At 76.1% G+C, this 19,761-nt stretch carries 13 protein-coding genes; 10 read left to right on the forward strand and 3 right to left on the reverse strand.

Features of this window, described 5'->3' with window-relative positions; genetic code table 11:
- Positions 1–22 precede the first annotated feature (22 nt).
- Positions 23–1,156: a hypothetical protein gene (locus ACUN9U_RS01135; protein WP_445483078.1), complete on the forward strand. Its 1,134-nt coding sequence runs from the start codon at positions 23–25 to the stop codon at positions 1,154–1,156.
- Positions 1,157–1,219: 63 nt separating this feature from the next.
- Entirely contained in the window at positions 1,220–3,472 is a 2,253-nt protein-coding gene (locus ACUN9U_RS01140) for a DUF6541 family protein (protein WP_445483079.1), read from the forward strand.
- 132 nt (positions 3,473–3,604) lie between these two features.
- Here the strand turns inward: ACUN9U_RS01140 and ACUN9U_RS01145 are convergent, their stop codons facing one another.
- Positions 3,605–4,945, reverse strand: a complete 1,341-nt coding sequence (locus ACUN9U_RS01145; protein ID WP_445483080.1) for a DUF1501 domain-containing protein — start codon at positions 4,943–4,945, stop codon at positions 3,605–3,607.
- Entirely contained in the window at positions 4,945–6,429 is a 1,485-nt protein-coding gene (locus tag ACUN9U_RS01150) for a DUF1800 domain-containing protein (protein ID WP_445483081.1), read from the reverse strand. The genes ACUN9U_RS01145 and ACUN9U_RS01150 overlap by 1 nt, the downstream gene beginning before the upstream one ends.
- Before the next feature lie 159 nt (positions 6,430–6,588).
- Here ACUN9U_RS01150 and ACUN9U_RS01155 point away from each other — a divergent pair, with 159 nt between their 5' ends.
- The 7 genes from ACUN9U_RS01155 to ACUN9U_RS01185 all read left to right on the forward strand — a co-directional run bounded on the left by ACUN9U_RS01155 (position 6,589) and on the right by ACUN9U_RS01185 (position 14,672).
- Positions 6,589–7,635 carry a cell wall-binding repeat-containing protein gene (locus ACUN9U_RS01155; RefSeq protein WP_445483206.1) on the forward strand — a complete coding sequence of 349 codons (1,047 nt, stop codon included), beginning with the start codon at positions 6,589–6,591 and terminating at the stop codon, positions 7,633–7,635.
- A gap of 117 nt (positions 7,636–7,752) precedes the next feature.
- Complete coding sequence (locus ACUN9U_RS01160; RefSeq protein WP_445483082.1) at positions 7,753–8,730, forward strand: glycosyltransferase; 978 nt, start codon at positions 7,753–7,755, stop codon at positions 8,728–8,730.
- A gap of 7 nt (positions 8,731–8,737) precedes the next feature.
- Complete coding sequence (locus tag ACUN9U_RS01165) at positions 8,738–9,667, forward strand: glycosyltransferase (protein WP_445483083.1); 930 nt, start codon at positions 8,738–8,740, stop codon at positions 9,665–9,667.
- A 101-nt stretch (positions 9,668–9,768) separates the two neighbouring features.
- Positions 9,769–10,962 (forward strand): UDP-galactopyranose mutase, encoded by a 1,194-nt coding sequence (glf, locus tag ACUN9U_RS01170; RefSeq protein ID WP_445483084.1) that lies wholly within the window; start codon positions 9,769–9,771, stop codon positions 10,960–10,962.
- Complete coding sequence (locus ACUN9U_RS01175; RefSeq protein ID WP_445483085.1) at positions 10,959–13,016, forward strand: glycosyltransferase; 2,058 nt, start codon at positions 10,959–10,961, stop codon at positions 13,014–13,016. The genes glf and ACUN9U_RS01175 overlap by 4 nt, the downstream gene beginning before the upstream one ends.
- Positions 13,013–13,888, forward strand: a complete 876-nt coding sequence (locus ACUN9U_RS01180; RefSeq protein ID WP_445483086.1) for an ABC transporter permease — start codon at positions 13,013–13,015, stop codon at positions 13,886–13,888. Before ACUN9U_RS01175 ends, ACUN9U_RS01180 begins: the two co-directional genes overlap by 4 nt.
- A gap of 25 nt (positions 13,889–13,913) precedes the next feature.
- Positions 13,914–14,672 carry an ABC transporter ATP-binding protein gene (locus ACUN9U_RS01185; RefSeq protein WP_445483087.1) on the forward strand — a complete coding sequence of 253 codons (759 nt, stop codon included), beginning with the start codon at positions 13,914–13,916 and terminating at the stop codon, positions 14,670–14,672.
- A 142-nt stretch (positions 14,673–14,814) separates the two neighbouring features.
- Here ACUN9U_RS01185 and ACUN9U_RS01190 read toward each other — a convergent pair whose 3' ends face one another.
- Complete coding sequence (locus ACUN9U_RS01190) at positions 14,815–18,261, reverse strand: arabinosyltransferase domain-containing protein (RefSeq protein ID WP_445483088.1); 3,447 nt, start codon at positions 18,259–18,261, stop codon at positions 14,815–14,817.
- 182 nt (positions 18,262–18,443) lie between these two features.
- Here ACUN9U_RS01190 and ACUN9U_RS01195 point away from each other — a divergent pair, with 182 nt between their 5' ends.
- Entirely contained in the window at positions 18,444–19,748 is a 1,305-nt protein-coding gene (locus ACUN9U_RS01195) for a hypothetical protein (protein WP_445483089.1), read from the forward strand.
- Positions 19,749–19,761 lie beyond the last annotated feature (13 nt).

Genomic DNA, 19,761 nt, shown 5'->3' on the forward strand with positions numbered 1-19,761 from the left:
TGCACCCGGCCTAGAGTGCGGCATGTCCTCCGGACAGCGCGGCGACGACGCCGACGCGCTCGACCTCGACGCCGACCCCGCTCTCGACGCCGACCTCGACGGGGAGCCCACCGCGGACGGGCCCCGTGGCGGAGCGTCTGGCAGCGGGCCGGGCGGCAGCGGGTCCGGCGGCTCGCGGTGGACGCGCTGGCCGGAGGCGGTGCCGGGGTGGGCGCGGGGGCCCGCAGCCGTCGTCGTCCTCGTGCTGGCCGCCGCGGTCGGGGGAGCGGCTGCCGGCAGCAGCCACCGCGACGCCCGCGACCAGCGGGTGGCGCTGCAGCGGGCCCTCACCGTCGGGTACGCCTTCGTGGCCGCGCCCGACCGGCGCGGCGGTGCGCTGGCCGCGCAGGTGCACGTGGCGCTGGTCAACCACACCGAGTCCGCCGTCGACGTGCGGCTGCAGGGGCTGTCGACCCCGCACCAGGGAGCCGTCGCCCCTCCGGAGCCGCAGGAGGTGCAGGTCGGTCCGGGGTCGGTGGCCGCCGCCCCCGTCGCGGTGCGGGTCGACTGCGAGGCCGTGCGCGGTGACGCCCGGATGCAGGCGGCCTCCTGGCGCGGTGCCGGGGCCGTCGACCTCGACCCGGGCACCGGCAGCGCCGTCGGAGCTGCGGCGGCGGCGCCGGTGGCGGTGCCCACGGTGGTGTTCGCCTCGGTGCGCACGCCCGGCGGCGGATCGCCGGTGGACGTGCAGCTCCCCGTGGTGGAGTCCATCGCCACCTCGATCGACCAGCAGCTCGGGTGGGCCTGCGGCGCGCCCTCCCCCTCCCGGCTGGAGACCGGGTGGCTGTGGAAGGACGACGGGTCGCTGCGGGTGAGCATCACGGCTCCTGCCGGCGCCGCCCCGGTGCGGCTGGAGCTGGACAGCACCGCCGGCCTGGAGCCCACGTCGGAGCCCCCGCTGCCGCGCGACCTGGGCCCGGGGGAGACGGTGGTGCTCGACCTGCGGGTCGACCCGCGCTGCCCGGTGGTCGAGGACGGCGCCCTCAGCCGCCTCGACCTGCAGGCGGTCGACGGCAACGGCACCACGGTCTCCCTGGGGCAGGGCTTCAACGCCACCACCCCGGTGGCGGGCACCCCGCAGTGGCTGGCTCGCCAGGTGGCGCTGGCCTGCGGCTGACCGGAGGCCCGCGGACCTGCGCGTTCGCGCCCACCCGGGCGCAGGGGTGGCTACGGTCGCCGTGTGGTGGGCTGGTCGGACGCTGTCGCGCCCGCCGCCGTCGCCGCCGCCGTCCTCGTGGTGCCCGGGCTGCTGGTGGGCCGCGCCGCGGGCCTGCGCGGGCTGGTCTGGACCGGGGTGGCGCCCGCCCTGTCCACCGGGGTGGTGGCCCTGGCCGCCGTCGGCGCCTCCCTCGCCGGGCTGCGCTGGGGACTGCTGCCGCTGGCGCTGGCCACGGCGCTCGCCGTCGTCGTCGCCCTGCCGGTGGGGCTGCTGGCCGGCACCCTGGGCGCCCGCCCGCGCGGCCACGGGCCGCTGGGGCTGGGCGAGCGCGACCTCGCCGTGGCGCTGAGCGCCGCCGGAGGGCTGGCCGGAGGGGCGCTGCTGTCGGGGCGGCGCCTGACCTCGGCGCTGTGGGACCCCACCGCGGTCTCGCAGAGCTACGACGCGGTCTTCCACCTCAACGCCGTGAGGTGGGTGCTGGACACCGGCGACGGCTCCTCCCTGCACCTGGGGCGGCTGACCGATCCCGCAGCCGCCACCGCCTTCTACCCCGCCGCGTGGCACGACGTCGTCGCGCTGGCGGCCACGACCACCGGCGCCGGCGTGGACGTCTCCACCAACGCCACCGCGCTGGCCGTCGCGCTGGTGGCCTGGCCGCTGGGCGTGGTCGCCCTGGTCCGCGCGGTGCTCGGCCGGCGCCCCGTGGCGCTGGCCGCCGCGGGCGCGCTGACGGCGGCCTTCACGGCCCTGCCCGTCGCGCCCCTGGAGTGGGGGGTGCTGTACCCGACCCTGCTCACCACGAGCCTGCTGCCCGCGCCGCTGGCGCTGCTGGTGCTGGCCGCTGACCGCTCCCGCGGCGTGCGCCGCCGACTGGGGGCGCTGCTCGCCGCCGCCGGCACGCTGCCCGGGCTGGCGCTGGCCCAGCCCAGCGGCGGCTTCGCCCTGGTCGCGCTCGCGCTGCCGCTGGGCCTGGCGGTGATGGTCTCGACGGTGCGCGCGTGGTGGCGCTCGGGGCAGCGGGTCGCCGCGGCGGCGCTGCCGGTGCTCGCGGCGGCGGTCGCGGCGCTCGCGTGGCGCCTGGTCGACACCTCGGCCTCCGTGGTCAGCGCCCGCGGCACCGACTGGGCGGCCAAGGCCTCGCTGCGGCAGGCGGTCGAGCAGGCCGTGCTGTACAGCCACCTCAGCATCCCCGAGCCGGTGCGCTGGGAGGTCACGCGGCCGCCGCTGTGGCTGGTGGCCGCGCTGGTGCTGCTCGGCCTGGCGCTGGCGGTCCGGCGCCGGCAGCTGCGGTGGGTGGCGGGGGCGCACGTGGTGGCCTCGGCGCTGTACGTGCTCGCCTGGGCCGTCGACTCCCCGCTGTCGCAGCGGCTGACCGGGTTCTGGTTCAACGACGCCTACCGGATCGCCCCGCTCACCGTCATCACCGGCGTGGTGCTGGCCAGCGCCGCGCTCTCGCTGGGGCCCGCGGCGGCCCGCCGGGGGCTGCGCCGCGCGCGGCTGCTCGTGCTGGGGGCGCCGCCGCGATCCACACCACGCCGTGCGCGGCTCGAGGTGCCGGGTGCCGCGGGAGCCGCGGGTGCCGCGGGTGCCGGGGGTGCTGCGGCTGGCGGCGCAGGGCGGCGGGCGCGGCGGCGGGCGGAGCCCGCGGTGCGCCTGGTGCCCTCCGAGCGGTGGGCGGCCCTGGTGACGACCAGCTCCGCGCTGGCGGTGCTCGTGGTGCTGGCCGGGGCGCGCGGGCCGGGCTACGCGGTGACGTACGGCTCGCTGCACGCCAACTCCGTGGCCAGCGACGACGAGGTGTACTCCGACGTCCTGGACGCCCCGGAGCGGGCGCTGCTGGACCGGGTGGCCGCGCACGTGCCCGAGGGGGTCGCGGTCGCGGGCAACCCGTGGAACGGCTCGGGCTTCGTGTACGCCCTCGCCGACCGGGCGACGCCGTTCCCGCACATGACCTCGACGTTCGACGTGGACCGGGCCCTGGTGGCCGAGCACCTGCGCGACGCCGCGACCGACCCGGCGGTGTGCCAGGCGGTGCAGCGGATGCACCTCGGGTACGCGCTGGACCTGGGCACCTACTACCTGTGGGGCGGTGACGACCCCGCGGCCGGCCGGGACCGCAGGTACCCGGGCCTGCTCGACCTGGCGACCGCGCCGGGGTTCACGCAGGTCGACCACGAGGACGGCCCCGACCCGGCGAAGGGGCCGGTGGCGGCGCTGTACCGCATCGACGCGTGCGGCCCGGTCACGCCGGGCGCGGCGCCGTCGTCGTCCTGACCGCCGCCCGCAGCGCAGCCGGGCGCTCGGCTGCGGGAAACGAGGGGCCGGGTACCGCAACCGGGCGCTCGGCTGCGGGACGGGAGGGTTCGGGTACCGCAACCGGGCGCTCGGCTGCGGGGATGGGGCGGATCAGCGGGAGCGGGCGAGGCCGAGCGCGCCGGCGGAGGAGAACCCGGGGAAGACCTCGGACAGCGAGCCGGCGCCGCAGCGCTTCTGCAGCACCTCGCCGATGACGTCGCGGTAGTCCGTCACGCTGGCCACGGCGCCGTCGTCGAGCGCCGAGGCGCCCAGCCCCGGGTACTTGCCGTGCACCCTCCCGCCGACCACGCCGCCGCCGAGCGCGAGCATGAGGTTGCCGTGCCCGTGGTCGAGCCCGCCGGAGCCGTTCTCGTCGGCGCGGCGCCCGAACTCGCTGAGGGTCAGCACCGTCACGCCCGACATGAGCGGGCCCAGGTCGGCGTCGAACGCGGCCAGCGCCGTCGCCAGCTCGGTGAGCTTGTCCTTCATCCACCCGCCGCCGGCGGCGCCGAGGCCGGAGTGCATGTCCCAGTCGCCGTAGTCGACGGCGGCCACCTGCACGCCCACGCCCGCCTTGACCATCCGTGCGAGGTCGCGCAGCGACCTGCCCAGGTCGGTTTTGGGGTACCCGCCGCCCGCGGGGGTGGCCGCGAGCGTGCCCGAGATGGTGGCGGCCGCGGCCAGCGCAGCCCTCCCTGTCTCGGCGACGGTGGGCGGTCCCTCGGCGTGCAGCGCGGCGTAGGCCTTCATCCACCGGGCGCGCTCGACGCCCTCGGACGGGCCCGCCAGCGCGAAGCCCTCGAGCCGCTTGAGGGTCAGCTCCGGGGAGGGGCCGGCCAGCGAGGTCGGCGTCTGCGAGCCGGTCAGCGACACCGCCTGGAAGGTGCCCGCGGCGGCCCTGGTGCCCAGGGTCCTGTCGAGCCAGCCGGTGCGCAGGGACGTGCCGGGCGCGGCCTTCTCCATGTCCTCCATGGCGGCGAAGTGGCTGCGGCTGGCGCCGGGCAGTCCCACGCCGTGCACCGCACCGAGCCGCCCGGCCTTCCACAGCGGCAGCAGCGGCGCGAGCGCCGGGTGCAGCCCGAAGGTGCCGTCCAGCCCGAGCAGCGACGACTGCGGGACGGCGATCGTCGGCCGCAGCCGGTAGTAGTCGGGGTCGCCGCCGGGGACGACGGCGGACAGCCCGTCCATGCCGCCGCGCAGGCTGAGCACGACCAGCACGTCACCGGTGTAGCCGGGAGCCGCGAACGCCACCTGCGTGTGCACGTGCTCGGTGGCCACCAGCGTCATGGCGCCCACGCCGAGGGCCTTGAGCAGCGAGCGGCGCGAGAAGCTCCCGGCGCCGCGGCCGCCGGGGCCGTCCGGGCAGCCGCAGCCGTGCACGGACGTGGAGGACGACGCCGACGACGCAGACGGCGGCGCCGCGGTGCGGGGGCGGGGCAGGGCGGGGTCCATCAGCGCTCCATGTGTCCCGGTGAGTTGACGACCGTGCTGACCAGGGTGTTGAGGCGCCAGCCGACCCACTGGTCGTCAGCCCTGAGGGCGTCGCCGGCGCCGTGCTCGGTGAAGGCCAGCAGCGCGGAGCGCTCGGTGGCGGTGGCCGGGCGGCCGAGCAGGCGCTGCACCAGGGCGTCGACCAGGGCGCCGAACGTGGTCGGCAGCGGGTCGGGCAGCACGCTCCTGTCAGGCCGGCGCACGAGCTTGTTGGGCCACCACCCGTGCACGACCTTGGTGCTCTCGTTCCAGCGGCTCATCGTGGCCCCCGCCGAGCGCCAGGCGGCGGCGACGTCGGGGTAGCCGTTGGGCGGGGCCCACGCCAGCGGCCAGTGGCCCACCTCGCGGGTCTGCCAGTACAGGTCGTCGATGCCGCCCCAGCCGTCCGGGCCCGGGGTGGAGCCGGTCAGCCGCACCGCGGCGACGAAGCCCTCCAGGGGGCGGCGGGTCTTCTCCTGCGCGGAGGCCCAGAACTCCTCGGAGGTGAACAGCGCCCGCAGCACCGGCACGACCTGCGTGCCGCCACGGGTGTAGACGTCGGCCAGGCGGCTGACCAGCGACGCCGGCGGGTCGTCGGCCACGAAGCGCACGGCCAGCTTGCGCGCGAGCGCCGTCGCCGTCGCGGGGTGGCGCGCCAGGTGGCGCAGCAGCGAGGTGGCCACCGCCTCGCCGTCGGCGGCGGCGTGGGCCGGGGTCGACCAGCCGAGCAGGGAGGCGGCCGAGGTGTCGTGGCGGTTCGGGTCGTAGCGGTAGGTGCCGCTCTTGTCGTCCACGGTGAGGCCCGTGAAGACGCGGGCGGCGGCGCGCACGCCCTCCTCGCCGTACCCGGCGCCGACCCCGACGGTGTGCAGCTCCATGACCTCGCGGGCGTAGTTCTCGTTGGGCGCCCTCCTGGTGGAGGAGGCGTTGTCGAGGTAGCGCAGCATCGCCGGGTGCTTGGCCGAGGCCACGAGCATCTCCTCGAAGGAGCCGAGCGCGTGGCGGCGGATGACGGTCGCGTCGTAGTCGTGGCGGTTGTCCCACACGTCGGAGCTGGGGCAGGTGGCGTTGAGGTGGTTGGACCAGAAGTCGCAGACCACCTCGAGCAGCTGGCGCCGGCTCCACGCGTAGCGGGCGGTGGTGACCATGCCCAGCTCGAACATCGTGTCCCAGTTGCCGAAGCTGCCGGTCGTGCGGACCTCGGTGATGGACCGCCGCACCTTGGTGAAGCGGGCGGCGTAGCCGTCGCAGGCCGAGTCGTCGATGCGCGCCGGGTCGAGCTGCTCCTCGAACCAGGCCTGCGGGTCGCGCCGGACCTCCTCGAGCAGCCCTGGGGTCTCGCCCCAGGTCAGGCGGCGCACGAGGTGGCGCACGCCGGCCGCGTCGAGCGGCAGCGGCAGGGAGGCGCCGGGCGAGTAGCGGGTGATGCGGGCGTGCAGCGCGGTGAGCTGCGGGCTGAGCGCCACCGCGCCTCCTGCTGGTCGTCTCCCGGTCGGTCGCCGAGCGTGTCTGCTGACGACGCTAGGTGAGGATGTGTGACGATCGGTGGACATTCGGGTCATCCGTGCGGCGCGTCGTCCGTCCGGCCCCCCCGGCGCCAGCACGTGAGGGAGACGGCCGTGGCGATGCGCACCGGAGGCGACGACCGCTACGGCACCGCCGCCCTGCTCGCCGCCGAGGTGGTCTCCGTGCTGCGCGAGGACGGCAGGGCGCCCGGCGGGGTGCTGCTGGCCAGCGGCGAGGACGCCTCGGGGGGCATCGACGCCCTGGCCGCCTCCTTCCTGGCCGGGCACCTGCAGGCCCCGCTGCTGCTCACCGCCCGCAGCGCGCTGCCGGCGCCGACCGCGGCGGCCCTGCGCGACCTGCTGCCCTCGCTGCCCTCCGGCGGCGGGGGGCCGGTGGTGCACGTCATGGGCGGCACCGCGGTGGTCACGCCCGACGTCCAGCGCGCCGTCGAGGCGCTCGGGGCTCGCGTGGTGCGCGTGGCGGGCGACGACCGGTACGCCACGGCGGCGGCCGCCGCGCGCCTGGGTGCCGCCTCGGCCAGGACCTGGGCGCTGGTCGGGGGCACCGGCGGGGGAGCGCAGCGCACGGCGCTGCTGGCCAGCGGCACGAACCCCGCCGACGCCCTGTCCGCCGGGCCGCTGGCGTGCGCCGCGGGCGTGCCGCTGCTCCTCACCCGGCGCGAGGCGCTGCCCGATCCCACGCGCGCCGCGCTGCGCGAGCTCGGCGTCCGCCAGGTCGTCACCCTGGGCGGCTCGGCGGCGATCTCGACGGCGGTGCTCGACGCCCTGGACGCGATGGGCCTGGTGGTGCTGCCCGTGCGCGGCGCCGACAGGTTCGACACCTCCGCGCTGCTGCTGGCCCTGGCCTGCGCCCCGCCGCTGGACGGCTCCGCGGCAGAGGGCGCCGTGGGCGGGTTCGGGATCGGCTTCGAGGCCGCGACCACCGGTCACCTCGCCAACGGTGTGAGGTTCCCGGACGCCCTGGCCTGCGGCCCGCTGGCCGGGCTCGCGCGCCGCCCCCTGCTCGTCACCGGACCGGACGCCCTCGCCGAGGCGACGCGCTCGGTGCTGCCGGGCACCGGCGTGCGCACCCTGGTCGGCGTCGGCAGGTCCGGGGCGCTGCCCGACGCGGTGCTCGACGCCGCCGTCGCCGCCCTCGGCCGCTGACGGCTGGGCGGCCGCGGGCCACCGCGCCCGCACGGCTCATCGCGACGGTCCTGGCGAGGCGGTGCCGGAGATCCAGTGCCCCGTGCCTCCAGGCGGCCGTCCGTCTACGGTGGGGCCGTGTCCGCACAGCTCCGCGTCGTCGCCGTCGTCGTCGCGCACGAGCGGCGGGAGCTGCTCCTGGCCTGCCTGCGGGCGCTGGCCGCCAGCAAGCGCCCCGTCGACCTCGTGGTCGTGGTCGACAACGCCTCCCACGACGGGTCCGCCGACGCCGCCGTCGCCCTGGCGCACGAGCTGGAGCTGCCGGTCGACGTCATCCGCCTGGTGCGCAACACCGGCGGCGCCGGCGGCTTCGCCGCGGGCCTGGCCCGTGCGGTGGCCGGGCACGCCGCGGACCGCGTGTGGCTCATGGACGACGACACCGTGCCGCGCCCCACGGCGCTGGGGGAGCTGCTCGCCGTCGACGAGCGCTACCAGTGGCTCGGCGGGGCCCGCCCCGCCGTCACGGCCAGCCGCGTGGTGTGGACCGACGGGCGCGACCACCCCATGAACACCCCGCGCCCGAGGCCGCTCGCACGCCGCGCTGACCAGCGCCTCGCCGCGCGGGCCGGGGCCGTCCCGGTGCGCTCGGCGTCGTTCGTGTCGATGCTCGTGGACGCCTCCGCGGTGCGCCGCCACGGCCTGCCGGTGGCCGACTACTTCCTGTGGAACGACGACTTCGAGTACTCCACCCGCCTGCTGCGGCACGGGGTGGGCCTGTACGTGCCCACCTCCGTGGTCGAGCACCGCACGCGGACCTTCGGCGCCACCGACGCCGACCCCGGGGAGCGGTTCCGCTGGGAGGTGCGCAACAAGCTGTGGATGTTCACCCGCTCCGGCAGCCTCGCGTGGTGGGAGAAGGTCGTCTACGGCGGCTCCAGCGCCCGCCGGTGGGTGCGCACGTTCCGCCGCTCGCAGGCCCCCGAGGTCCTGTGGGCGGCGGCGCGCGCCGGTGTCCGCGAGGCCCTGCGCCCGCCGCGGACCACCGCCCAGGTCCTCTCGGGGCTGGGGCCGGTGAGCGAGCAGGCCGCCGGCCTGGAGGCCGGCACCTGGCGGTGACCCGCCGGTGAGCGACGACCACCCGGTGCCCGGGCAGCAGCCGTTCTCGCTGCTGCTGCCGGTCTACCGCCGCGACAGCCCCGCCTTCCTGCGCCGGGCCTTCCGCTCGGCCACGCAGCTGCAGACCCGCCCGCCCGCCGAGGTGGTGCTCGTGCGCGACGGGCCGGTCCCGCCGCAGCTCGCCGCCGCGCTGGACGAGCTGGCCGCCACCTCGCCGGTGCCCGTGGTCCGGGTGGACCTGCCCGCCAACCGGGGCCTGGCCGTGGCCCTGGAGGAGGGCCTGGCCCGCTGCTCGCACGAGCTGGTGGCCCGCATGGACGCCGACGACGTGTCCCTGCCGCACCGCTTCGCGGTGCAGCTGCCGCTGCTGGACGGCGAGGTCGACACCTGCGACGTCGTCGGCTCGGCGCTGGAGGAGTTCTCCGGCGACGACGGCGACGACGACGACCGCGACCACGACGACGGCGACGGGGCCGCCCCGCGCGGCGCGGGGGAGGTCGCGCTCGCGGTGCGCACCCCACCGGCCGGGCACGACGCCATCGCCGTGCGCGCCCGCTTCCACAGCCCCTTCAACCACCCCACGGTGGTGTACCGCCGCTCGGCGGTCGCCCGGGCCGGCGGCTACCGCGACCTCCCGCTGCTGGAGGACTACTGGCTGTTCACCCGCATGATCGCCACCGGCTCCAAGGCCGCCAACGTGCAGCAGCCGCTGGTGCGCTACCGGGTCGGCGCGGGGGCCTACGCGCGCCGCGGGGGCCTGCGGCTGCTGCGCAGCGAGCTGGAGCTGCAGCGCCACCTCGTCGCCGAGGGCTTCACCACCCCGGCGCAGTTCGCCCGCAACGTGCTGGTGCGCGGCGGGTACCGGGCGGTGCCGCAGGGGCTGCGGCGGCTGGCCTACCGCGCGGTGTTCACGCGCCGGCCCCCGTCGTCGTCCTGACCCGGCTGCGGGACGGCTCGAGGGGGGACGAGCCTCGCCAAAGGGGCGAGCGGGCCCCAGTGCGCCGTTAGGGTGAGCCGGTCTACCGAGGCAGGAGTGTCGTGAACGCAGATCTGGTGGTCGTGGGCTCCGGCTTCTACGGCCTGACCGTGGCCCAGCGGTGCGCCGAGGAGCTCGGGCTCGAGGTGCTGGTCATCGACCGGCGCTCGCACATCGGCGGCAACGCCTACAGCGAGTTCGAGCCCGAGACCGGCATCGAGGTGCACCGCTACGGCGCGCACCTGTTCCACACCAGCAACGAGCGGGTGTGGGAGCACGTCAACAGGTTCACGAGCTTCACGAGCTACCAGCACCGGGTGTACTCCACCTTCAAGGGCGAGGTGTACCCGCTGCCGATCAACCTCGGCACCATCAACCAGTTCTTCAGGTCCGCCCACGGGCCCGACGCCGCCCGCGCCCTGGTCGCGGAGCAGGCCAGCGAGATCGAGACCGCCGAGGCCGCCAACCTCGAGGAGAAGGCGATCTCGCTCATCGGGCGCCCGCTGTACGAGGCGTTCATCAAGGACTACACCGCCAAGCAGTGGCAGACCGACCCGCGCGACCTGCCCGCCGAGGTCATCGCGCGCCTGCCCGTGCGCTACACCTACGACAACCGCTACTTCAACGACACCCACGAGGGCCTGCCCACCCGCGGCTACACGGCCTGGCTGGAGAACCTCGCGGACCACCCGAAGATCACGGTCCAGCTCGAGACCGACTTCCTCGACCTGTCCCAGCCGCTCAACAAGCGCGACGTCGTGGGCCAGGTGCCGGTCATCTACACCGGCCCGGTGGACGAGTACTTCGACAACGTCGAGGGCGAGCTCACCTGGCGCACGCTCGACTTCGAGCAGGAGGTGCTGCCCACGGGCGACTTCCAGGGCTGCCCGGTCATGAACTACGCCGGTGACGAGGTGCCCTACACCCGCATCCACGAGTTCCGGCACTTCCACCCCGAGCGCGAGGCGCAGCACCCGAAGGACAAGACGGTCATCATGCGGGAGTACTCGCGCTTCGCCGCCAAGGGCGACGAGCCGTACTACCCGGTCAACACCGCCGAGGACCGCCAGCGCCTGCTGGCCTACCGCGACCTCGCCCGGGGCGAGGCGGGCACGATCTTCGGCGGCCGCCTGGGCACCTACAAGTACCTGGACATGCACATGGCGATCGGTGCGGCGCTCAGCACCTTCGACAACAAGCTCGTCCCGCACTTCACCAGGGGCGAGGCCTTCGCCTCCGGCGGGGTGGACGCGTGACGGCGACGCAGGAGGCGACCGCCGGAGCGGGCAGCCCGAGCGCCGCCCGCGGCGCCGGCGAGCGCGTGCTGCAGCGCGTGGTGCTCCCCGTCGACGGCGACCAGGACGTGCTGCCGCTCTACGTCGACGGCCAGCTCATGGCCGCGCCGCGCACCGACACCGCGCCGGGCCCGAACGCCGTCCTGGCGACCGTGGCGGCGCCGGGCACCGCGCCCACCACCGACCAGGTGCTGGGGCGGACCCGGTTCTCGGTGCCGGTGGGGGAGCGCGCCTCCTTCGCCACGTACTTCAACGCCTTCCCCGCCAGCTACTGGCGGCGCTTCAGCGTGGTCTCCGCCGTCCGGCTGTCGGTGCGCACCACCGGCTCGGGCACCGTGGTGGTCTACCGCTCCAACGCCAAGGGCAACGTCCAGCGCGTCTCCGCGGTGGTCGTGGACGCCGCCGAGGGGCCGACCACCACGACGTTCGACCTGCCGCTCAAGCCCTTCACCGACGGCGGCTGGTACTGGTTCGACCTGCACGCCGGCTCCGGTGAGCTGGTGCTGGAGGAGGCGGCCTGGACCACCTCGCCCACCGCACCGCTGACCGCCGAGCAGGCCTCCCGGCGCGGCAGCGTCGTGGTGACGATCACCACGCTCAACCGCCCCGACTACTGCTCGCGCCTCCTGCGCACCCTCGGCGAGGCTGTCCAGCCCGGCGGCGGGCTCGACGGGATCGTCGCCGAGGTCGTCTGCACCGACCAGGGCACCCAGCTGGTCTCCGACGACGTCGAGGCCTTCCCCGAGGCGCAGCGCCTGCTCGGCGACCGGCTGACGGTCATCCGCCAGGGCAACCTCGGCGGCTCCGGCGGCTTCTCGCGCGGCATGTACGAGGGCCTGCAGCGCGGCCACGACTACGTGCTGCTGCTCGACGACGACGTCATGGTCGAGCCGGAGGGCATCGCCCGCGGCGCCGCCTTCGCCGACCTGGCCAAGACCCCCACCATCGTGGGCGGGCACATGTTCTCGATGTACCAGCGCACGCTGCTCAACGCCTGGGCCGAGGGCGTGCAGCGGTGGAAGTTCTGGTGGGGCCCCTCCGGCGCCTCCGAGCCCAACCACGACCTGGGCATGCAGAACCTGCGCTCCACGCCGTGGCTGCACCGCCGCTTCGACGTCGACTACAACGGCTGGTGGATGTGCCTCATCCCCACCTCCGTGATCCGCCAGCTCGGGCTGTCCCTGCCCATCTTCATCAAGTGGGACGACGCCGAGTACGGCCTGCGCGCGCAGGACGCCGGCATCCCCACCGCCTCCTTCCCCGGCATGGCCGTGTGGCACATCCCGTGGACCGACAAGGACGACGGCATCGACTGGCAGGCGTACTACCACGCGCGCAACCGCGTGGTCGCTGCGCTGCTGCACTCGCCGTACCCGCGCGGCGGCAACGTCGTGCGCGAGCTGCTGACCACGCAGCTCAAGCACCTGCTGTCCATGCAGTACTCCGCGGCCGAGCTGCGCCTGCAGGCCCTCGAGGACGTCTTCGAGGGACCGCAGGGCATGCACGCCCAGCTGCCGACCAAGCTGCCGGAGATCCGTGCGCTGCGCTCGGGCTACTCCGACGCCGTGTACAAGCCCGACGCCAGCGACTTCCCCGCCCGCAAGCGCAAGAAGCCGCCGCGCAAGGGCCGCGAGGCCGAGGTGCCCAAGGGCCGCCTGGCGGTGCTGAAGGCCGCGGCCGTCGGCATCGTCAAGCAGGCGCGCGACGTCGACGCCCTGGCCCGGACCAACCCGCAGACCGCCGTCGCCCACCAGGACGCCCGCTGGTGGATGCTCAGCCAGTACGACTCCGCGCTGGTCTCCGCCGCCGACGGCACCGGCACCGCCTGGTACCGCCGCGACCGGGGGCGCTTCCTCGACCTCGTGCGCCGCAGCACCGCGCTGCACGAGCGGCTCGCCCGTGACTGGCCGGAGCTCGCGGCCCAGTACCGCGCGGCGCTGCCGGAGCTGGTCTCGCCGGAGAACTGGGAGAAGACCTTCCACGGCACCCCCGTCACCGACCCCGCGAAGCGGTGAGCGCGCCCACCCCGCTCGTCGACCAGCCCTGGACCGAACCGGGCAGGGGCGCCGGGCTGCTGGACGTCGTCCGGCGCCGCTACCTGCTCAAGCTGCTGGTCCGCAAGGAGCTGAGGGTCCGCTACCGCGGGTCCGTGCTCGGGCTGGCGTGGAGCTACGTCAAGCCCGGCGTCCAGTACGTCGTGTACTTCCTCGCGCTGGGCATCTTCCTCAACCTGCGCGGGTCCATCGAGGACTACCCGGTGTACCTCTTCTCGGGGCTGGTGGTGGTCAACTTCTTCACCGAGGCGTTCGGCAACGCCACCCGGGCGGTGGTGTGGAACGCGCCGCTGGTGAAGAAGATCTTCCTGCCGCGCGAGCTGTTCCCCGTCGCCAGCGTGTGGGTGGCCGGGGTCCACTTCGTGCCGCAGGTGGTCGTGCTGCTCGTCGGGGCGCTGATCTCCGGCTGGCGGCCCGAGCTGCTGCCGCTGCTGGGCGCCGTGCTCGCCACCCTCATCATCGCCGCGCTGGCCACCGGCCTCGGCCTGCTCTTCGGCTCCCTCAACGTGGTCTTCCGCGACATGGAGAACTTCGTCGACCTGGCCAACATGGTGGTCGTCTGGCTCTCGCCGGTGCTCTACCGCTGGGACCAGGTGGCCTCGGCGGTCCCCGCGTGGCTCGCGACCCTCTACCAGCTGAACCCGGTCACGGTGGCCGTGGAGCTCTACCACTACGCGTTCTGGTGGCCCGGGACGGTGGACACGCCGCCGACGGCGCTGCCCCCGGACCTGCTGGTGAACTCGCTGGTGGCCGTGGTGGTCTCCGCCGTCGTCCTCGTGGCCGGGCAGCTCGTCTTCCGGCGGGTCGAGGGCCGCTTCGCCATCGACCTGTGAGCGGGGGCTCGACATCATGACCTCGATGAGCACCACCAGCAGCGCGCCGCCGGCCGCGCGCCCCAACGCGCGCATCGTCGTCGACGACGTCCGCATGCAGTTCGTGCTGCGCCACAACCGCTCCCTCAAGGAGCTGGCGATGGCGGCGGTGCGCGGCAAGGACCTCGGCAACACGTTCATGGCGCTGGACGGCGTCTCGCTCCAGGTCGACTCCGGGGAGACCGTCGCGCTGCTCGGGCACAACGGCTCGGGCAAGTCGACGCTGCTCAAGCTCATCTCGGGAGTCATGCACCCGACGTCGGGGTCGGTGCGGCTGCGCGGGCGCATCGCCGGGCTCATCGAGGTGGGCGCGGGCTTCCACCCCGACCTCACCGGCCGGGAGAACGTCTACCTCAACGGCGCGATCCTCGGCATGGACGAGGCCTCCATCCGCGCCCGCTTCGACGAGATCGTCGCGTTCAGCGAGATCGAGAGGTTCATCGACACCGAGGTCAAGCACTACTCCTCGGGCATGTTCCTGCGGCTGGCGTTCTCCGTGGCGGTGCACACCGACCCGGAGATCTTCCTCATCGACGAGATCCTCTCCGTGGGCGACGAGCCGTTCCAGCGCAAGTGCCTGGACCGCATCCGCGAGCTCAAGGACGAGGGCCGCACCCTCGTCGTCGTCTCCCACGACCTCGGCATGGTCTCCGAGCTGTGCTCGCGCGGCATCGTGCTGCAGCACGGCCACCAGGTCTTCGACGGCAGCGCCGCTGACGCCGTCGCGCACCTGCGCTCCCTCTGAGCCGCCCCCCTCGCAGCAGCCGGGCGCCCGGCTGCGGTTCCGGTACCTCCTGGAACCGCAGCCGGGCGCCTCGTTGCGGTCTCCGGGGCCCTGAGAGCGCAGCCGAGCGCTCGGCTGCGGCACGAGCGCAGGGGGCGGCGGGTCAGCCGAGGGCGGGGACGCTCGGGCCGGACCAGCCCGGAGCCGTCTCGGGCTCCAGCGCGACGTCGTAGGCGGCGGGCGCGTACGGGTAGGCCAGCTCCACCACCTGCCCCCACTGCCCGACCGCCTGCCGGGCGTTGGCGTGGGTGAACTCGCTCACCGGCTGGAAGAGCGTGGCGGCGTCGGGCAGCGGCGCGGCCAGGCCCCCGCGGCCGTACTGCCAGATCGAGTCGTTGGTGCCCTCCAGCGAGCCGGGGCCCCACAGCACCGCGTACTCGGGCCGCTCCACCACACCGCGCGCGACCGTCGGCTGCTGCTGGCAGCTGAACAGGTAGGTGAACTGCCACGACGTCACGGTCACCGCCCCGGAGGGGATCCAGTCGGCCAGGCGCACGGCGGGCTGGGCCACGGGCGCGGAGACCGCCAGCCAGGCACCGGTGCCACCTGAGGCGTCGCGCGCGACCAGCCGGACGGCGTCCGCGCCGCCGCGGGCGTCCTGCCCGGGGCGCAGGAGCACCAGCGAGCGCCACTCCGGTGAGCTGATCTCGTCGTCGACGGGGCGGCTCCGCAGCACCTCCACGGTCCCGTCGGCGGCCTGGCGGCCGTACTGCACCTCCAGGGAGTTGCCGTCGCCGAGCCGCCCGGCCACCGTGATCGTCACGTACTCGTCGTCGGGGCGGCCGGACAGGTCGTACCAGCCGGTGGTGAGGTCGCCGGTGCCGTCGTCGCCCTCGCGGGTGAGGCTGCCCCAGACCTGGCCGAAGGCGCCCTGGCCCGGCGTGCCCGGCAGGGGGTCGCCGTTCCACCAGCCGCCCTGCTCGTCGAAGCCCTCCACCTGGGCGCCCTGCCCGCCGTCCAGCGCCGGCAGCGGCGTGGAGCGCGCGGGGTCGGCCACCTGGATCGCCCCGGCGGCGTCGCAGCGGTCGTTGAAGGGGTCCTTCACCCGCGACTGCGGCGCGGAGTAGGTGTCCCAGGTGCCGTACACCGACGCCGCGAAGGTGCCGCCCAGCACCGCCGTGGTCACCCCGAGCGCCACCACCGCCGTCGCGGCGGCCCCCACGACCAGCGCGTCGGCGCGGGTGGCAGCACCGGCCGCCGGCTCCGCCGGCTGCACCGCCTCCGCCGGCTCCTCGCGCCCGCGCCGCGCCCCGCGGCGCAGCACCAGGCGGGCCAGGAGCACGCACACCACGGCCACGAGCACCCACACCGCCGGTGAGGCCAGCGGTCCGCGGCCGACCAGGGAGTCCCCCTGGAAGGGCAGCCCGATCTGCCAGCTGTAGGGCCACAGGTTGGGGCCGCGGAAGGACAGCGCCGCCACGGCCACCACGGCCGCGACCAGGCCCAGGCGCGGCGCCAGCGCGGTGCGCGGCCACAGGCGGGCGGCGACCCCCGGCCCGACGAGCACGAGCACCACCACCAGCAGGGGCAGCAGACCGGAGAGGCTGCCGAAGTGGTGGGTCCACTTGCTGGGGGTGATCCACAGGGCGAGGTAGGCCACCAGCCCGGTGGCCCCCAGCGCGCCCAGCTCGGCCGGCAGCACCCCCGCAGCCCCCGCGGGGCCCGCGGGGCGCCCGCCGGCGGCGCCCCCGGGCCCGCGGCGCTGCGCGGCGGCGCTCAGCAGCAGCGCGCACAGCACGGCCAGCAGCCCCACGAGCACCGTGGTGCGCTTGGCGTAGGCGCCCATGGGGATGTTCGGGTTCAGCAGGAAGCCGTACCGCACGTACTCGTCGGTCCAGCGCAGCGGCTCCTCGATGGCCGTGAAGACCCGCCGGCCCTCGCGGTAGTCGAACAGCGTGCCGTCCGCGAAGCCCGCGGCGCTGGCCATCGCCCCCGGCGCGATGACCGCCAGCGCGCGCACCCAGCACGCCACCCGGCCCACGCCCGCGGCCGCACCGGGGCTGACCAGGGCCCACAGCCGCGGCAGGAACGCCACCAGCGGCGCCACGGCGACCAGGCCGGTGGGGTGGGAGGCGCAGGAGAGCGCCGCCAGCACGACGGCGACGGCCAGCGGCAGCAGGCGCCGCGAGCGCAGCGCGGTGAGCACCCCGACGAGGGTCCACGCCGACAGCGCCGCGACGACGCCCTCGGGGCGCACGCCCATGACGAAGGGCGCCGACGCGGCGGCGTAGCAGACGGCCAGCAGCCACACGGCCGCGTGGCGGGCGCCGCCCCGGGAGGGCTGCCCGTCCTCGCCGTCGCGACCGCGGCGCCAGGCCGGGACCAGGGGCAGCACGAGGTCGAGCGCGCGGCGCAGCGCGAACCACGTGGCCACGCAGAGCAGCAGCGCCGGGATGCGCAGGAACAGCGGGCCGCCGCCCAGCTGCTCCCACCACGACAGGACGTACCAGGGCCAGGTCAGCGGGACGAAGGACTGGTTGTACAGCTGGTAGTACTGGCCGATGTAGCCGCTGTCGGGCGCGTTGCGGGCCATCGCGGCGTAGTAGCCGTCGTCGTCGGTCATGGGCGCCAGGGCCGTCCAGGCCACCAGCCCCAGGACGACGACGACGTGGGCGGACACCGGCCGCAGCGCGGCGCGCCGGCGCGGCAGGGGCAGCACCGCCGTGCCGTCGGTGGCGCCGGCCGGGCCGGCCCGCACCGGGTGCCCGCGGCGGTCGAGCAGGGCCACGCCGGCCAGCAGCAGCAGACCGCTGGCCACGAGCAGGCCGACCAGCACCAGCTTCAGCGGCGTGGGGGAGCTGGCGAACTCGTCGTCGACGGCCACCTGCACCCGCAGCTGCTGCCCGGTGCCGGCGGTGGCCTGCGACAGGTCGCTGACCAGGGAGTCCAGGCGGGGGACGGTGCCTGGCCGCTCGCCGACGGGCTGCCCGTCGAGGGTGACCGCGAGCCGGCCGTCGCGCAGGTCCGCGACCACCTCGCAGTCACCGGTGGCCGGGACGGCGAGGTCGGCCACCTCCTCGCCCTGGGCCGTCAGCACCGCGCGGCCGTCGCGGACCTCCCACAGCACCGCCTGCTGCGTGGCGCGCGCCACGTCGGGGCGCTGGGTGGAGAAGAGCACGCCGCCCGGCGTGGCGCCGGCGGCGCGCAGGGCCGGGCAGTTCGCGCTGACCCGCATCGCGGCCGGGGTCTGCGCGGCCAGCACGAGGCTGCTGCTGACCGGGGCGGCCGGGTCCTGCGGCCAGGACACCACGGGCCTCTCGTGGCGCACCGGCGCCAGCGGCAGCGCCGCGGCGCAGACGAGGGCCAGCAGGCCGAGCAGCGCCAGCAGGGGCAGCAGCGGGTCGCGCCGGCGTCCGGGTGCGGGGCGCGCACCGGATCCCGGCGACCCCGACGACGCCGACGGTCGCCCGGACGTCCCGGACGTCCCGGACGTCCCGGACGCCGCAGACGCCGCGGCCGGTGCTGCCGCGCGGGCGCCGTCCTGGTCGGGGGAGCCCGCACCGGGCTGGTCAGGGGTCGCCGGCTCCTCCGGACGCTTCGGACCCCCCACTGCCTGTGCCACGCTCCTGCCGGTCTCCGGCGCCGCGCGGGCGCAGGTGCTGTGCTTGCGCCCGTCACCGTAACGGGCCCGGCCGGGAGGGCGGTCCAGGCGCGACGGTGCCCGCGGGCCCAGCAGGGCGAGCAGCCGCGTGCGGGGCCGCGCGCGGCCCGCGGCCCGTAGGGTGGCCGGTCGTGCGCGGCGGCTTCCTCGGCGTGGCGGTGGCCACCGCCGCCGCCGCCGTCTTCACCCTCCTGCTGAACTCCTCCGTCGCCCGCGGCGAGGACCCGGCCGTCGCCGCCGACTTCCAGCTGTTCTGGTACGGCGCGCTGATCGTCAGCTTCGGCGTCTTCCTCCCGCTCGAGCAGGTGGTCTCCCGGGCCGCCGCCCGGGGCCCGCTGCGCGGGGCCGCGGTGGTTCGCCCGGCGCTCGTGCTCCTGGGCATCGCCGTGGCGGGGGTGTTGGCCGCCTCCCCGCTGCTCGGCGACGACGCCGCCACCCGCGCCTGGGTGGTCACCGCACTGCTGGCGCTGGCGGGGGTGAGCGCGCTGCAGTACGCCGCCCGCGGCCTCGCCCTCGGAAGGGGGCGCCTCGGTCCGTATGCCGGGGCGCTCGCCGCGGACGCGGGGCTGCGGGCGCTGGCGGCGCTCGCCGCCGCGGTCCTCGTGGTCCGCCCGCCGGGGGTGCTGTTCGCCTCCTTCGTGGTCGGCAGCGCCCTGGTCGCCCACGTCGGGCTCCTGCTGGCCGTCCGCCGCGGGCGCCCGGCCGTGGCCGCCGGGGCGCCGCCGCACGAGCTGCACGACGTCGGTGAGCTCGGCGTGGGCCACGAGCACCCGCGCACGGGCTCGACCGCCGTCGTCGCCCCTCCCCGCACCATGACGCGCGCCGTCCTCACCCTGCTGGGGGCCAACGTCGCCGGCCAGCTGCTCCTCAACGCCGGGCCGCTGCTCGTGGGCCTCGAGCCCGGCCCCGACGACGTGGTGGCCGCCTACGGCCTCGCATTCACGCTGGCCCGGGCCCCGCTGTTCGTCGTCGTCCCCGCCCAGGCGGTGCTCGTGCCGCCGATGGTGCGGATGGTCGCCGAGGGGCGCCACCACGAGCTGCGCGTCCGCATGGCCCAGGCCTCGGCGGCCGTCGTGGTCCTGGCGGTGGTCGGCGCCGCGGGCGGCGCGCTCGTCTCCGGCCCGGCGATGGCCGTCTTCACCGAGAGCACCTACGCGGTGAGCCCCCTGTTCATGGCGCTGCTCGTGGGGGGCTGCCTCGTGCACGCCGGGCTCGTCGTCGGCACGCAGGCGCTCGTGGCCACGGGCGCGGAGCGTGCGGTGCTGGTGTGCTGGGTGACCGGCCTGCTGGTGGCGGCCGCGTGGATCGCCGCGGCGCAGCTGCTGCTCGGCGCCAGCGCCCCGTGGGCGGTGGCCGGCGGCTTCACGGCGGGGTCGGCAGCGGGCTGGGTGCTGTCCGTGCTGGTGCTGGTGAGGCGCCCCCGCTCGACCGCCTGAGCCGCCTCCCCGC

The organism is Quadrisphaera sp. KR29 (assembly GCF_052644995.1).

What these genes read in the sequence shown, in the direction of transcription:
- ACUN9U_RS01135 (WP_445483078.1), top strand. Translation starts at nt 23, where the DNA reads ATGTCCTCCGGACAGCGCGGCGACGACGCCGACGCGCTCGACCTCGAC.
- ACUN9U_RS01155 (WP_445483206.1), top strand. Translation starts at nt 6,589, where the DNA reads ATGCGCACCGGAGGCGACGACCGCTACGGCACCGCCGCCCTGCTCGCC.
- ACUN9U_RS01185 (WP_445483087.1), top strand. Translation starts at nt 13,914, where the DNA reads ATGAGCACCACCAGCAGCGCGCCGCCGGCCGCGCGCCCCAACGCGCGC.
- ACUN9U_RS01145 (WP_445483080.1), bottom strand. Translation starts at nt 4,945, where the DNA reads ATGGACCCCGCCCTGCCCCGCCCCCGCACCGCGGCGCCGCCGTCTGCG.